The organism is Corallococcus sp. AB045, assembly GCF_003668895.1.
GTDB classification, from domain to species: domain Bacteria; phylum Myxococcota; class Myxococcia; order Myxococcales; family Myxococcaceae; genus Corallococcus; species Corallococcus coralloides.
The window spans coordinates 1-13,256 of sequence record NZ_RAWN01000232.1 but is presented as its reverse complement, the minus strand read 5'-3'; the positions used below and the strand labels follow the sequence as shown (position 1 = coordinate 13,256).

The window sequence follows — 13,256 nt, the reverse complement described above, 5'->3', positions numbered from 1 at the left end:
GTCGTCCCCCGGCCCGGTGCGGCCCCCACCCTGGAGGCGCTCACGGCCTTCTGCTCGGGCCGGCTTGCCCGTTACAAGCTGCCCCGGACGCTGCGGCTGCTGGAGGCCCTGCCTCGCACCCCGGCGGGCAAGGTGGACCGGCGGGCGCTCACCCGGCTGCACGGCGAGCCCTGAATTTCCGTTCGTTGCGGCCGTCCCCCTGGGATGTGCCGCCGGACCTGCGTCCGTAATATTTCGTCATGGGCCCGTAGCCCCCTGGAAATGTAGGGGTGAGAGGTTGCAGGTCGCGGCCCGGAGGCGGACCGCATCCCTCGCGGAGACCCGACCCATGGAGACGACCCCACGCCCCACGCCCTCCGAGGAGGCCACCATCCAGGTGCTCCTCGTCGAGGACGATGAACGTCTGGCGCGGCTCACCGCCCGGTACCTCCAGGAGCACGGCATCATCGTCACCGTCTCCGCCTCCGGCACCGACGCGCTCCTCCAGACGTCCCGCCACACCTACGACGTCATCCTCCTGGACCTCATGCTCCCCGGCCGCGACGGCCTGGAGGTCTGCCGCGAGCTGCGCACCCGCACGGACGTCCCCATCATCATGCTCACCGCGCGCGGCGAGGAGGCCGACCGTGTCCTCGGCCTCGAGTCCGGCGCGGACGACTACCTGCCCAAGCCCTACTCGTCGCGCGAGCTGCTCGCCCGCATCCGCGCCCAGGTGCGCCGCGCTCGCGGCAAGGTGGGCCCCACCAGCCACCCCGTGCACGCGGGCCGCCTGGTGCTGGACCCGCGCAGCCTGAGCGCGTCCCTGGACGGCAAGCCGCTGTCCCTCACCACCTACGAATTCAGCCTGCTGCGCGTCCTGGCCGAGCGCGCCGGCCGCGTCCTCAGCCGTGAGCAATTGCTCGACCTGGTGAAGGGCAGCGCGGACGAGGTGTTCGACCGCTCGGTGGACGTGCACATCTTCCGCCTGCGTCAGAAGCTGGAGGTGGACCCCCGTAACCCGCGCCTGCTCAAGACGGTCCGCGGTGCCGGCTACATGCTGGCCACCGAGCCCGAGGCGGAGTCGTGAAGTTCTTCCGTCTGCCCATGGGCCTGCTCCCCCGCATCTACCTGGTGGGGGTCATCCAGATTCTCCTCGTGGGCGTGTCGCTCATGCTCGCGCGCGACCTCCTGCGCAACGAGTCCTGGCGCAACCGCTTCGACGACGAGCTGTCCTACTTCGTCGACGAGTGGTCCGCCCTGCGCGACAACCCCGCGGAGCTCCAGGCGTCGCTCGAACGCGCCCAGCAGCGCATGGGCATGCGCGTCACCCTGCGCGCCGCGGACGGGACGCTGCTCGGCAACACGCGGCCGGACCCGGTGCCCGCGCTCAGGCCCGAGGAACTCTCCGCCATCAGCTCGCGCGTCACCCGCAGCGGCCCGCGTGGACCGTTCCCCGGGGCTGGCAGCGGCCCGGGCCGCATGCTGGTGGTGAGCCCCTACCCGGGCCCCATCCAGGTCTATGCCGCCGTGTCCCTGCCCCCGCCGCCGCCACCGCCGGACGGCGACCGGCAGACGGCCATCATCGTGGGGCTCGTGCTGGCGTGTACCGCCATCACCTCCGTTGTCTTCGCACGCACGCTCGCGGGCCCGCTGGAGAAGCTGGCGTCCGCGGCGCGCGCGTTCGGCGCAGGGCGGCTGGACGTGCGCGCGGGCCTGCGCCGCAAGGACGAGCTGGGCCTGGTGTCCGAGGCCTTCGACGAGATGGCCGGCCGCATCACCCAGTTGCTGCGCTCGCAGAAGGAGCTGCTCGCCAACGTGTCGCACGAACTGCGCACGCCCCTGTCCCGCATCCGCGTGGCGCTGGACCTGGCCGCGGAGGGCGACGCGCAGACGGCGCGCGAGCTGTTGCCCGACATCACCGAGGACCTGTCGGAGCTGGAGCGCCTGGTGTCGGACGTGCTCACCACGTCCCGCCTGGAGCTGGTGACGGAGGGCGCGAGCGGCGTGCCCCCCTTGCGCCTGGAGCGCGTGGACGCGAACGCGCTCCTGGACAAGGCCGTCGCCCGCTTCCACACCGCCCGGCCGAAGCACCGGCTGGAGGTCCAGGTGGACGGCACGCTGCCCACGCTGGAGGCGGACCCCGTGCTGCTGCGGCGCGTGTTGGACAACCTGCTCGACAACGCGGGGAAATACTCGGAGCCCGGCACCACCGTGAAGCTGCACGCCCGGGCGGCGGGCGACAGCCTCCAGGTGGACATCCAGGACCAGGGCATCGGCATCGAAGCGCAGGACCTGGAGCGCGTGGGCACGCCCTTCTTCCGCACCGACCGCAGCCGCGCCCGCACCACCGGCGGCGTGGGCCTGGGGCTGGCGCTGGTGCGCCGCATCCTGGATGCGCACCACGGCCGCCTCACGCTGGAGAGCCAGCCAGGCCAGGGCACCACCGCGCGTGTCGTGCTCCCCGGAGTGGGAGCGGCGGACACACCGGACGGCCGCCTCGCCGCGGGTCATCTTTCGTAATAGAGACGAGATTCGCCGAAACATTTCAAAACGTAGATAAGGGGCATGAAGGCCTTGAGCGAGATGCCGCGGGAAGCGCCGGCCCTGGCGCCGGTGGAGCTGGATGAGGACGAGGGTCGCAAGCGTGGCATCCCGCGCTGGGCCTGGGTCCTGGCCATCCTGGTGGTGGCGGGCGCGGGGGTGTTCTGGCGCATGCGCGCTGGAAACCAGGCGGACGCCGTCACCTACGAGACGACCTCCGCCGAGGCCCGGAAGCTCACGGCCAAGGTGACGGCCACCGGCACCGTGGCGGCGCTGGTGACGGTGCAGGTCGGCAGTCAGGTCTCCGGTCGCATCCAGGAGCTGATGGTCGACTACAACTCCCAGGTGAAGAAGGGGCAGGTCATCGCCCGCATCGACCCGCAGCTGGTGCAGGCCGCGCTGGACCGGGCGAAGGCGAACATGATGGCCTCGCGCGCGAACCTCCAGAAGGCGCGCGTCAACGCGGACGTGGCGAAGAAGCAGGCCGTGCGCTCGCGCGAGCTGCGCGCCCAGCAGTTCATCTCCCAGTCCGAGCTGGAGACGGCGGAGTCCGCCGCCGCCAACGGGCAGGCGGAGGTGACGGCCGCGGAGGGCTCGGTGGCCCAGGCGCAGGCCGCGCTCAACGAGGCGGAGGTGAACCTCAAGTACACGACCATCGTGTCGCCCACGGACGGCATCGTCATCTCGCGCAGCGTGGACGTGGGGCAGACGGTGGCCGCGTCCCTCCAGGCGCCCGTGCTCTTCACCATCGCGGAGGACCTGCGCAAGATGCAGGTCAACACCAGCATCGCGGAAGCGGACGTGGGCAAGCTGCAGCCCGGCCAGAAGGCCACCTTCACCGTGGACGCCTTCCCGGGGGAGACCTTCAACGGCGTCATCCGGCAGATCCGCAACGAGGCCATCACCGTGCAGAACGTGGTGACCTACCTGGCCGTCATCGACGTGCCGAACCCGGACCTGAAGCTCAAGCCGGGCATGACCGCCAACGTGACCATCGTCACGCAGCAGAAGGACCAGGCCCTGTCCGTGCCCAATACGGCATTGCGCTACCGCCCGGTGCCTTCTCCGGACGCGGCCGCGCAGGCCCCGGCACAGCAGGCCCCGGCCGGCATGCGCACCGTCTACGTGCTGCGCCGCCAGCCGGAGCAGAAGCCGCAGCCTGTCGCCGTGCACGTGCGCACCGGCATGACGGACGGCACGTTCACGGAGGTCGTGGAAGGTGAATTGAAGTCCGGTGATCGCGTCATCACCGCCGCGAACTCGCCGGCGGGCTCCACGCCTTCCGCGGCTCCGTCGGGCGCGAGCCCCCTCGGTGGCGGCGGCCGGGGCATGGGCGGCGGGCGCCGGGGCGGATTCTAGGCGCGCGCGGCCGTTCCAATCACAGTCATCTCCACAGGCATCGCGGGCAGGGGAAGGGACAGAGGCAGACCGATGGACGCGGACACGAAGCGGGCACCCCCCGTCATCCAGCTCAACAAAGTGGCGAAGGTGTACAAGTCCGGCGACGTGGAGGTGCGGGCCCTGCGCGGCGTGGACTTCACGGTGGAGTCCGGGGAGTTCGTCTCCATCATGGGCTCCTCCGGTTCGGGCAAGTCCACGCTGATGAACATCCTGGGCTGCCTGGACCGGCCCACCTCCGGTGAGTACCTGCTCAACGGCCGCGAGGTGGCCCGCCTGGACCGCGACGGCCTGGCCCGCGTGCGCAACCGCACCCTGGGCTTCGTCTTCCAGAGCTTCAACCTGCTGGCGCGCACCACCGCGCTGGAGAACGTGGAGCTGCCCATGCTCTACGCGGGCGTGCCCGCCAAGGAGCGCCGCGTGCGCGCCAAGGAGGCGCTGGAGCGCGTGGGGCTGGGGGCCCGGCTGGACCACCACCCGAAGCAGCTCTCCGGTGGTCAGCAGCAGCGCGTGGCCATCGCGCGGGCGCTGGTGGGGCGGCCTCGCGTCATCCTCGCGGACGAGCCCACGGGCAACCTGGACTCGCGCACCACGGTGGAGGTGATGGCGCTGTTCCAGCAGTTGCAGAAGGAAGGCATGACGCTGGTGCTGGTGACGCACGAGCCGGACGTGGCCGAGTACACCCAGCGCATCGTGGTGGTGAAGGACGGGCGCATCGTGAACGACAGACGCCAGACGCCGAACCCGGCGGTGGTGCCCGCCGAGGAGGTGGGGACATGAACATCCTGGAAACGCTCGTCCTGGCGCTGCGTGCGCTGTTGCGCTCGAAGACGCGCTCGGTGCTCACCGCGCTGGGCATCATCATCGGCGTGGGCGCGGTCATCGCCATGGTCGCCATTGGCGACGGCGCGAAGGCCAGCGTGCAGAAGGTCTTCGACTCCATGGGCACCAACCTGCTCATCATCCTGCCGGGCTCGTCCAAGTCCGGTGGCGCGCGCGGCGGCTTCGGCAGCCAGCCCACCATCACCTGGGACGACCTGGAGGCCGTGCGCACGCAGTTGTCCACCGTGCGCGGCGCGGCGCCGGAGATGCGCTCCAACGCGCAGGTGTTCAGCGAGGACCAGAACTGGAACACCAGCATCATCGGCACCACGACGGACTACTTCGCCGTGCGCAGTTGGACCATCGCGAAGGGCGCGCACTTCACGGACGCGGACAACGAGGCGGGCGCGAAGGTGGCGGTGCTGGGCCAGACGGTGGTGGACAACCTCTACGGCAAGGGCTTCAACCCCGTGGGGCAGGTCATCCGCATCAACAAGACGCCCTTCACCGTGATGGGCGTGACGGCGCCCAAGGGACAGTCGCCCGTGGGCCAGGACTTCGACAACACGGTGTTCGTGCCGGCCGTCACGTTCAAACGGCAGGTGCAGGCGCAGAGCCTGGGTGCGTACATCACCGGCGCGGTGTTCGTGCAGGCGGCCAGCGCGGACCTCACGGCCAAGGCCCAGACGGACGTGACGAACCTGCTGCGCGAGCGTCACCGCCTGGGCGAGGACGACGCCAACGACTTCGATGTGCGCAACCTGGCGGAGGTGGCCAGCGGCCAGCAGCAGAGCACGGAGACGTTGAGCCTGTTGCTCGCGGCCATCGCGGCGGTGTCGCTGGTGGTGGGCGGCATCGGCATCATGAACATCATGCTGGTGAGCGTCACCGAGCGGACGCGCGAGATTGGCGTGCGCGTGGCGGTGGGCGCCCGGCCGCGCGACATCCTGGCGCAGTTCCTCATCGAGGCGCTGACGCTGGCGGTGCTGGGCGGCATCATCGGCGCGGCCGTGGGGCTGGGCGTGGCGAAGCTGCTCGCCGCGCAGTTCGGCTGGCCCATGCTGGTCCGTCCTGACGTCGCGCTGCTGGCCATCGTGTTCAGCGGCCTGGTTGGGGTCGTCTTCGGGCTGTATCCGGCGCGCAAGGCGAGCCTGTTGGATCCCATCGATGCACTGAGGTACGAGTGATGCGCGCGCTTCCGTTGACGCTTTCGTTGTGCGTCCTGCCCGTGGTCGCGGGGGCCCAGCCGGCCCAGCCCGCCACCCCGCAGGCCCAGGCTCCGGCGACGGCCCCGGCCACCCAGGCCCCGGCCACGACGCCCCAGGCCCCGGCGAAGCCCGTGACGCCTCCGGCCGTGCAGCAGTCCCTGACGATGTCCGCCGCCGAGGGGCGCGTCATCACCCTGGCGGACGCGGAGGCCGCGGCGCGCCAGTACCAGCCGTCGCTGCGCTCGGCGCAGGCGAGCACCGACGCGGCGTACGCCCGGGTGGATCAGTCCTTCTCCAGCTTCCTGCCGCAGGTGAGCGCCAACGCTGGCTACACGCTGGGCACCAGCAACCGGGCCGTCATCCAGAACGTGCCGGGCAGCGACACCGGCGTGGTGTCCAACTCCACGCGGCGCTTCAGCGGCAGCATCGCCGCCAACCAGCTCATCTACGACTTCGGCAAGACGTCAGGCCGCTACAACGCGTCGAAGGAGTCGGCGGGCGCGCAGGAGAACTCGCAGCAGCAGGTGCTCCAGGACGCGCTGCGCAACGTGCGCTCGGCGTACTTCAACGTCCTCACGCAGAAGGCCCTCCTGGGCGTGGCGCGCGAGACGCTCCAGAGCGAGGAGGCCCGGCTCAACCAGGTGAACGCGTCCGTGCAGGTGGGCTCGCGGCCGGAGATCGACCTGCTCCAGCAGCGCACCGCGAAGGCCAACGCGCAGGTGGCGCTCATCCGCGCGCAGAACGCCTATGCCACCGCGAAGGCGCAGCTCAACCAGACCATGGGCGTGGAGACGGCCACCGACTACACCGTGCAGGACGTGACGGTGGCGGCCATCGCGGGCGAGGACGAGGTGCTGGACGCGCTGGTGAAGCGCGCGCTGGAGGCCCGCCCCGACGTCGCCGCGCGCGAGCGGCAGATTTCCGCGCAGGAGTCTCAGGTGAAGGTGACCAAGGCGGGCCACCTGCCCAGCCTGAGCGCCTCGGGCAACCTGTCCGACGTGGGGGCGAACCCGTTCAACGACGCCACGCTGAGCGCGCAGGGCGGCATCCAGCTGAGCTGGGCGCTGTTCCAGGGCGGGCTCGTCAACGCGCAGACGCGCGAGGCCAACGCCAACCTGCGCGACCTCCAGGCGCAGAAGGACGCGCTCCGGCAGCAGGTGCGGCTCCAGGTGGAGCAGGCCCGGCTCAACGTGGCGGCCACGCGCGAGGCGCTCACCGCCGCGGACGAGGCCCAGGTGAACGCGCGCGAGCGGCTGCGGCTGGCCGAAGGGCGCTACCGCGCGGGCGTGGGCAACATCATCGAGGTGAGCGACGCGCAGGTGGCCTTCACCAACGCCGCCGCCCAGCAGGTGCAGGCGACGTACGACCTGGCCACCTCCCGCGCGGAGCTGGCGCGCGCGCTGGGTACGGTGGAGTTGACCACCCTGGCCTCGGGGTAGTGACAGCGGTGTATCTGGACGGCACTGAAACATGAGCCAACCCTGAAGGGTGGCAGTGGCGGCAGGACGCCCGAACACCGTAGGAAACGGCGGGTCCAACGTCGTGGGTCACCTCCGGACAAGCCTGGAAACACGCGGCGATGCACCTGCCGGAGGCTGTTTCCAGAGGGCGCTCCGTCTCAAAAGAGCCATGGGTGTCGGGGTTGCCCGGACTCCGAAAGTCCACCTCCCGCGCAGCGACCCTATGGGTGAACAATGGGAGGCTGACCCGGCAAGTTCTGTCTGTCTGCCTCTATACGTCCTATGCCGTCGGCCAAACGTTTCGGGTCGGCAAGCGAAGGCATGGACAAGAAACTCGCAACCACCATCGGCGCATCGGCACGGGTCGCCCGGGGCCGCATGGAGCTTACGCAGGCCGACGTCGCCGAGCGAATCGACGTGGCCACGGAAGTGTACGGCCGCCTCGAACGCGGCGGTATGCTCCCCAGCGTCCAGACCCTGCTGAAGCTGTGTCACGAGCTGCACGTCTCCGCGGACGAGCTGCTGGGACTCGCGGCGCAGGGCGCTCCGCCGTCGCGCGCCAGCGAGGCCCCGCCGCCCACGCCGGAGCGTCCGGAAGTGCGCCGGCTCTTGCGCAGCGTGCGTCAGCTGGATCCCGCCCAGGTGAAGCTGCTGGGCCTGGTGGCCAACGCGCTGACGCGGCGGTAGCCACCCCCACTCCCACTTTCAGAGGTTCGACAGGACGCGATCCAGGTCCGCGGGCCGCACCGGCTTGGTGAGGTGCACGTCGAACCCGGCCTTCAGGGCCTGCTGGTAGGCCTCCGGGTCGCCGTAGCCGCTGAGCGCCACCAGCCGCAGGTTCTGCCCCACGCGCGCGCGCAGCGCCCGGGCCACCTGGTAGCCGTCCAGCCCCGGCAAACCAATGTCCACCAGCGCCAGGTCCGGCGCGTGCTCCAGGGCCAACGCCACGCCCTGCAAGCCGTCCTGGGCCACCGCCACCTGGTGACCCCACAGCTCCAGCAGGTCGCGCATGGACTGGCGCGCGTCCGAGTTGTCCTCCACCAGGAGGATGCGCCGCGCGCGCCGCGCGTCCAGGAGGTTCGCCCCGGCCGCCAGGGGGGCGTGGTCCGCGGGCAGCAGGGGCAGCCGCACCACGAACTCGCTGCCCTGGCCCGGGCCTCCGCTGGCCGCCTCCACGGTGCCGCCGTGCATCCGCACCAGCGTGCGCACCAGGGTGAGGCCAATGCCCAGGCCCCCGCGTGAGCGCTCCAGGGACGTGTCCGCCTGGGCGAACAGCTCGAACATTGCGGGCAGCTTCTCCGGCGAGATGCCGATGCCGGTGTCCTTCACCCGCAGCACCGCCTGCGCGCTGTCGTCCATGCCCTCCTGGAACAGCTCCACGGTGACGCTGCCCTCGTCCGTGTACTTGGCCGCGTTGTCCACCAGGTTGGTGAAGACCTGCTCCAGGCGCGTGGCGTCGCCCTCCAGCCACAGCGGCGCGCGGGGCAGGTGGACCTCCAGCTTCAGGCCTCGGGACTCCACGCGGGGGCGCAGGATGGAGAGCACCTGCTGGAAGGTCGCCGTGAGGCTCACCGGCTCCTTGCGCAGCTCCACCTTGCCCCGGGTGATGCGGCTGACGTCCAGCAGGTCGTCCACCAGCCGCGCCAGGTGGTGCGTCTGGCGCTGGATGATGCCGTGCATCCGCGCTTCCTTGGTGTCCGAGGGCGCCTTGCGCTCCAGGATGCCAATGGACGTCATGATGGCGGCGAGCGGATTGCGCAGCTCGTGGGCCAGCATGGCCAGGAACTCGTCCTTGCGCCGGTCCATCTCGATGAGCTGATCCGTGCGCAGCCGGGCCTGCTGCTCCGCGTGGCGCAGGCGCAACAGCGAGCGCACCGTGGCGATGAGCTCCGACGGCTCATAGGGCTGGGTGAGGTACGCGTCCGCGCCGCCCTCCAGGCCCTGCACCTTCTTGTCCGGTGTGACGAACGTCGCGGACGTGTGCATCACCGCGATGGAGGCCGTGGCCGCGTTGGACCTCAGCCGCGCGCAGACCTCATAGCCGCTGATGTCCGGCAGCTTCACGTCCAGCACGATGACGTCCGGACGGTGCTCCTCCGCCATGAGGAGCGCCGCCATGCCGGTGGCCGCCTCCAGCACGTGGTAGCCGGACATCTCCAGGATGCGGTTGACCAGGTACCGGTTGGCCTCGTCGTCGTTGACGTTGAGGACCGTTGCCAGACGCGACTCCTCAGCCACGGGAGCTCCCATCACGCAGTTCCCGGTTCCCCAGCCCCGCCTTGGACAGCGCGTCGCGGATGCGGGTGATGGCCACCTCCCGGCTGAGCGTGTGCTTGGCCAGGATGGCGGACGTCTCGCGCGCCAGCCGCTGGCGCTCCGGCTCCTGCAGCTGGTGGGAGGTGTGCAGGATGATGGGGATGTCGCGCGTGCGCGGATCCGCCTTCAGCTCGTCCAGCACGTCGAAGGCGGTGATGTCCGGCAGCACGAAGTCCAGGAAGATGAGGTGGGGGGCGTGCTCGCGCGCGATGCGGACGCCCTCGCGGCCATTGGCCGCCTCCAGCAGCTGGAAGGACGTGTCCTTGAGCAGCTGCTTGAGCAGGTAGCGGTGCACGTCGTCGTCGTCGATGATGAGCACCCGCTCCACCGGCCCGGTGCGCGCCATCGCCGTCAGCTTCTTCTGCAGGCGCACCTCGTCCACGGGCTTGAGCCAGAACTCGTCCGCGCCCAGGGCGCGCGCCTTCTGCTCGCGGTCCGTCACGGTGACGACGAGGACGGGGATGTCGCGCGTCTGCTCCCCGTTCTTCATCTCCGCGAGGAAGCTCCAGCTCGTCTCGCCCTCCAGCATCACGTCCAGCACCATGGCCGCGGGGCGCACGCGCTGCATCACCTTGCGCGCTTCCTCCACGCTGCGCACGGGCAGCACCTGGAAGCCGGAGCGCGCCAGGTACTTCTCGTAGAGGAAGAGCGTCTGGCGGTCGTCCTCCAGCACCAGCACCGGGGCGCGCGAGGGGTCCAGCGTCGCGCTGCGCTGGGTGAGCCCCGTCATCTCCGACACCTCCGGGTGGACGCGCGGCAGGGTGATGACGAAGCTGGCGCCTTCCCCCAGCCGGCTCTGCACGGTGAGCGTGCCACCCAACAGCTCCGTCAGCTTGCGCGCCAGGGGCAGGCCCAGGCCGGTGCCCTTCACGCGCCGCTGCAGGTGGCTGTCCACCTGGATGAACTCCTCGAAGACGCGCTCGTGGTTCTCCGGCGCGATGCCGATGCCCGTGTCCTTCACGGTGAACACCACCGTGTCGCGCGGGCCCCGGGCCGCGGACACCGTGACGGAGCCGGACTCGGTGAACTTGAGCGCGTTGGAGATGAGGTTGCGCATCACCTGGCTGAGCTTGGCCTCGTCCGTCTCCAGCTCCAGGGGCTCCGCCGGCTCCTCGAAGTCGAGCGCCACCGTCGAGTCCGGCGCCACCAGGGGACGCGTCATGCCGCGCATCGCGCTGATGAGGTCGGACGCGACGAAGCGGGTGTGACGCAGCGTCGTCTTGCCGGACTCCACCTTGGACAGGTCCAGGAGGTCGTTGACCAGCTCGAAGAGCGCCTCCGCCGAGCCGCGGATGAACTGGACCTGCTTCTCCTGCTCCGGCGCGAGGTTGCCGTTGAGCGGGTTGAGCAGCACCTTGGACAGCCCGAGGATGGAGTGCAGCGGCGTGCGGAACTCGTGGCTCACGTTGGCCACCACGCGGCTCTTGATTTCGGACGCGCGCTGGAGGCTCTCCGCCTTCTCGTCCAGGGCGGCGTGCAGGGTGCGCACGCCCTTGTTGGACTCCTCCAGCTCGCGGTTGAGGCGGGCCAGCTCCTCCGCGCGGCGCTTGAGCTCGTGCTGCTGGCGCTCCGTCTCGCGGTGGAGCGCGGACAATTCGCCCAGCGTGGTGCTCACCTGGGTGAGCGCGGCGCCGTAGTCCTCCGGCACCAGGCTGCCCACCAGCGCGATGCCGCCCTCGTGCGGCCGGGCGCGGAAGGCGAACGTCGCGGGCTTGTGCTGGCTCTGGAGGATGAGCTCCCAGCTGTCCACGGCCTCCTCGCGCGCCTGCACGAGCAGCTTCTCCACCTTGGTCTCGCTGCCGTGGCTGGCCAGGCTCTTCAGCGTCTGGCCTGGCTTGACGTCCAGGAGGCGCGCGGCGCGCTCGTCGCGCCAGACGACGGTGCCTTCCGCATCGCAGGCCAACGCCAGCTCGCGGCTGAGGGATTCGAAGATCCCGGAGGCGCGGTCGTCTTCCTTCATCATGAGTGGGTCTCCTCCCACGAATCGGGCATCCGTGCGAGCAACGTCAGAGCTTCAGGGGGGCCGTCCTCCAGGGCCGCCCTCAAGGCGTCCAGGAGGTGGGGAAGGGTCAGGGGGGACAGTCCCCGTTGGGGCCAGAAGCCCGCGTACCACTGGAGATGGGCGTTCCACAGGTCGTCGCGACCCAGGGCGAGCGCATCCGAGAGATAGGACAGTTGGAGCCGCACCTCTTGTTCCAGGCGGGGGCGGCTTCCGGCGGGAAGCGGGCCCTCCGTCCGCCGGACGACCGCGCTGATGATGGCGGCGGCGTCGGACTCCACGGCGTGGGCGGGCCCTTCTTTGTACCGCAGGGCCTGGCGGGCGGACTGGACGTAGGAGTAGGGCAGGGAGTCCGGGCCGAAGCCCTCCGCCTGGAGCGCGCGGGCGAGCCCTTCGAAGTGCTGATCCAGGTGCACCGAGCACATGCCGCGCGTGACGAGCAGGGTGCGCAGCCAGCGCGCGTAGTCCTCGAGGATGGCGGGGCGCGCCGCGTCCAGCGCTTGCACGAGGTAGCGCACGTGGAAGACGGCGTCCTCGTCACCGAAGCGGCGGGCGCGCTGGATGCCGTAGCGCGCGGCCCAGAACGGATCCTCGTACAAAGCTCGAACAGAGGCGGAAGCGAGCGGCGTGGTCCGCGCTTCCACCTGGAGGCTCACGTGCGGCATGGCGTCAGACCCCGAGGGTGCGGCAGGCGGAGGCGACCAGCTCGCGGACGCTCTTGCCGAAGAAGGACACCGCCAGCTCCTCTTCGAGAACGGGCCCCCAGTCGAAGGCGAGCCCGCCCACGGCGATGGGCAGGGACGGAGACACTTCGCGCACCTTGCGCACGGCCTCGCGGACCTGGGGCATGTGGAAGGGCATGGAGACGGAGAGGGCCAGCAGGTCGGGCGGGGACTCGCGCACCATGCGGGCCAGGTGATCCGCGGGCACGTTGGCGCCGAGGAAGCGCACGTCGAAGCCGGCCATCTCCAGGAAGTCGCTGGCCATGCGCGCGCCCACTTCGTGCAGTTCGCCCTCCACGCACGCCATCAACACGACCTTGTCGTTGGACGGGTCGCGGGGCAGGTGGCGGTACAGGTGGGCGAGGACGTACTGGGAGATGGCGGTGGCCAGGTGTTCCTGGGCCACGGAGATGACGTTCTCCTGCCAGAGCCGGCCGATTTCGTATTGGGCGGCCTGGATGACGTCCAGGTGGAGCTCCTGGAGGGGCACGCCGCACAGCAGGCCCTCGTCCACGAGCAGGCGCAGGGCCTCCTGGCGGTTCCCGGAGAGCTGCGCGGCCAGATACCGCGCCCGCAGCGAGTCGATGGCAGGGGTCGTTTGGAGCACGGGAGCGGGAGGCGGACGGGGCAGGGTAGGGGCGTTCCAGCTTCCGTTAAACCCCGGAGCGTTCTCCCGCTTCCGTAAGTGAACAGTCCCCAGTCCTGCGGATCGAACGGTCGCTTTTCTGCTTGCAGGTCAAGCGGACTCCCGGGTTGAGCGCGCGGAAGCCGGGATTTCCCGGCCCGGGGTGGCCGGGGTGGGGGGAAACGG

11 protein-coding genes and 1 pseudogene are annotated in these 13,256 nt (G+C 70.5%); 8 read left to right on the top strand and 4 right to left on the bottom strand.

Annotation, left to right across the window (positions count from 1 at the left end; all coding sequences use genetic code 11):
* The 8 genes and pseudogenes from D7Y21_RS35605 to D7Y21_RS35570 form a co-directional block, all read left to right on the top strand.
* Positions 1-174, top strand: a pseudogene (locus D7Y21_RS35605) (long-chain fatty acid--CoA ligase); the annotation flags it as partial.
* Positions 175-328: 154 nt separating this feature from the next.
* Positions 329-1,066, top strand: a complete 738-nt coding sequence (locus D7Y21_RS35600; RefSeq protein WP_120565405.1) for a response regulator transcription factor — start codon at positions 329-331, stop codon at positions 1,064-1,066.
* Positions 1,063-2,499 carry a HAMP domain-containing sensor histidine kinase gene (locus D7Y21_RS35595; RefSeq protein ID WP_121718053.1) on the top strand — a complete coding sequence of 479 codons (1,437 nt, stop codon included), beginning with the start codon at positions 1,063-1,065 and terminating at the stop codon, positions 2,497-2,499. The genes D7Y21_RS35600 and D7Y21_RS35595 overlap by 4 nt, the downstream gene beginning before the upstream one ends.
* A 45-nt stretch (positions 2,500-2,544) precedes the next feature.
* Positions 2,545-3,879: an efflux RND transporter periplasmic adaptor subunit gene (locus D7Y21_RS35590; RefSeq protein ID WP_120565403.1), complete on the top strand. Its 1,335-nt coding sequence runs from the start codon at positions 2,545-2,547 to the stop codon at positions 3,877-3,879.
* 72 nt (positions 3,880-3,951) lie between these two features.
* Positions 3,952-4,698, top strand: coding sequence for an ABC transporter ATP-binding protein (locus D7Y21_RS35585; RefSeq protein ID WP_120565402.1), 747 nt, complete (start codon positions 3,952-3,954; stop codon positions 4,696-4,698).
* On the top strand, positions 4,695-5,927 hold the full coding sequence (locus tag D7Y21_RS35580) for an ABC transporter permease (protein ID WP_120565401.1): 1,233 nt from the start codon (positions 4,695-4,697) through the stop codon (positions 5,925-5,927). Before D7Y21_RS35585 ends, D7Y21_RS35580 begins: the two co-directional genes overlap by 4 nt.
* Positions 5,927-7,387 carry a TolC family protein gene (locus D7Y21_RS35575; protein ID WP_121718052.1) on the top strand — a complete coding sequence of 487 codons (1,461 nt, stop codon included), beginning with the start codon at positions 5,927-5,929 and terminating at the stop codon, positions 7,385-7,387. The genes D7Y21_RS35580 and D7Y21_RS35575 overlap by 1 nt, the downstream gene beginning before the upstream one ends.
* Positions 7,388-7,729: 342 nt before the next feature.
* Positions 7,730-8,095 (top strand): helix-turn-helix transcriptional regulator, encoded by a 366-nt coding sequence (locus D7Y21_RS35570; protein WP_120559818.1) that lies wholly within the window; start codon positions 7,730-7,732, stop codon positions 8,093-8,095.
* Positions 8,096-8,113: 18 nt separating this feature from the next.
* Here the strand turns inward: D7Y21_RS35570 and D7Y21_RS35565 are convergent, their stop codons facing one another.
* From D7Y21_RS35565 to D7Y21_RS35550, 4 genes are read right to left on the bottom strand one after another with little or no spacing between them, the layout of a single operon-like run.
* On the bottom strand, positions 8,114-9,658 hold the full coding sequence (locus D7Y21_RS35565; protein ID WP_121718051.1) for a response regulator: 1,545 nt from the start codon (positions 9,656-9,658) through the stop codon (positions 8,114-8,116).
* On the bottom strand, positions 9,639-11,687 hold the full coding sequence (locus D7Y21_RS35560; protein WP_120565398.1) for a hybrid sensor histidine kinase/response regulator: 2,049 nt from the start codon (positions 11,685-11,687) through the stop codon (positions 9,639-9,641). The genes D7Y21_RS35565 and D7Y21_RS35560 overlap by 20 nt, the downstream gene beginning before the upstream one ends.
* Positions 11,684-12,388 carry a hypothetical protein gene (locus D7Y21_RS35555; RefSeq protein WP_121718050.1) on the bottom strand — a complete coding sequence of 235 codons (705 nt, stop codon included), beginning with the start codon at positions 12,386-12,388 and terminating at the stop codon, positions 11,684-11,686. The genes D7Y21_RS35560 and D7Y21_RS35555 overlap by 4 nt, the downstream gene beginning before the upstream one ends.
* Positions 12,389-12,392: 4 nt before the next feature.
* A complete protein-coding gene (locus tag D7Y21_RS35550; RefSeq protein ID WP_120565396.1) occupies positions 12,393-13,052 on the bottom strand; it encodes a B12-binding domain-containing protein in 660 nt (219 codons plus the stop codon).
* Between the last annotated feature and the right edge of the window lie 204 nt (positions 13,053-13,256).

Bases quoted from the DNA above. Each gene is read 5' to 3' on its own strand.
- D7Y21_RS35565 (WP_121718051.1), bottom strand. From the start codon at position 9,658: ATGGGAGCTCCCGTGGCTGAGGAGTCGCGTCTGGCAACGGTCCTCAAC.
- D7Y21_RS35560 (WP_120565398.1), bottom strand. From the start codon at position 11,687: ATGATGAAGGAAGACGACCGCGCCTCCGGGATCTTCGAATCCCTCAGC.
- D7Y21_RS35585 (WP_120565402.1), top strand. From the start codon at position 3,952: ATGGACGCGGACACGAAGCGGGCACCCCCCGTCATCCAGCTCAACAAA.
- D7Y21_RS35590 (WP_120565403.1), top strand. From the start codon at position 2,545: ATGAAGGCCTTGAGCGAGATGCCGCGGGAAGCGCCGGCCCTGGCGCCG.
- D7Y21_RS35600 (WP_120565405.1), top strand. From the start codon at position 329: ATGGAGACGACCCCACGCCCCACGCCCTCCGAGGAGGCCACCATCCAG.
- D7Y21_RS35575 (WP_121718052.1), top strand. From the start codon at position 5,927: ATGCGCGCGCTTCCGTTGACGCTTTCGTTGTGCGTCCTGCCCGTGGTC.
- D7Y21_RS35570 (WP_120559818.1), top strand. From the start codon at position 7,730: ATGGACAAGAAACTCGCAACCACCATCGGCGCATCGGCACGGGTCGCC.
- D7Y21_RS35580 (WP_120565401.1), top strand. From the start codon at position 4,695: ATGAACATCCTGGAAACGCTCGTCCTGGCGCTGCGTGCGCTGTTGCGC.
- D7Y21_RS35555 (WP_121718050.1), bottom strand. From the start codon at position 12,388: ATGCCGCACGTGAGCCTCCAGGTGGAAGCGCGGACCACGCCGCTCGCT.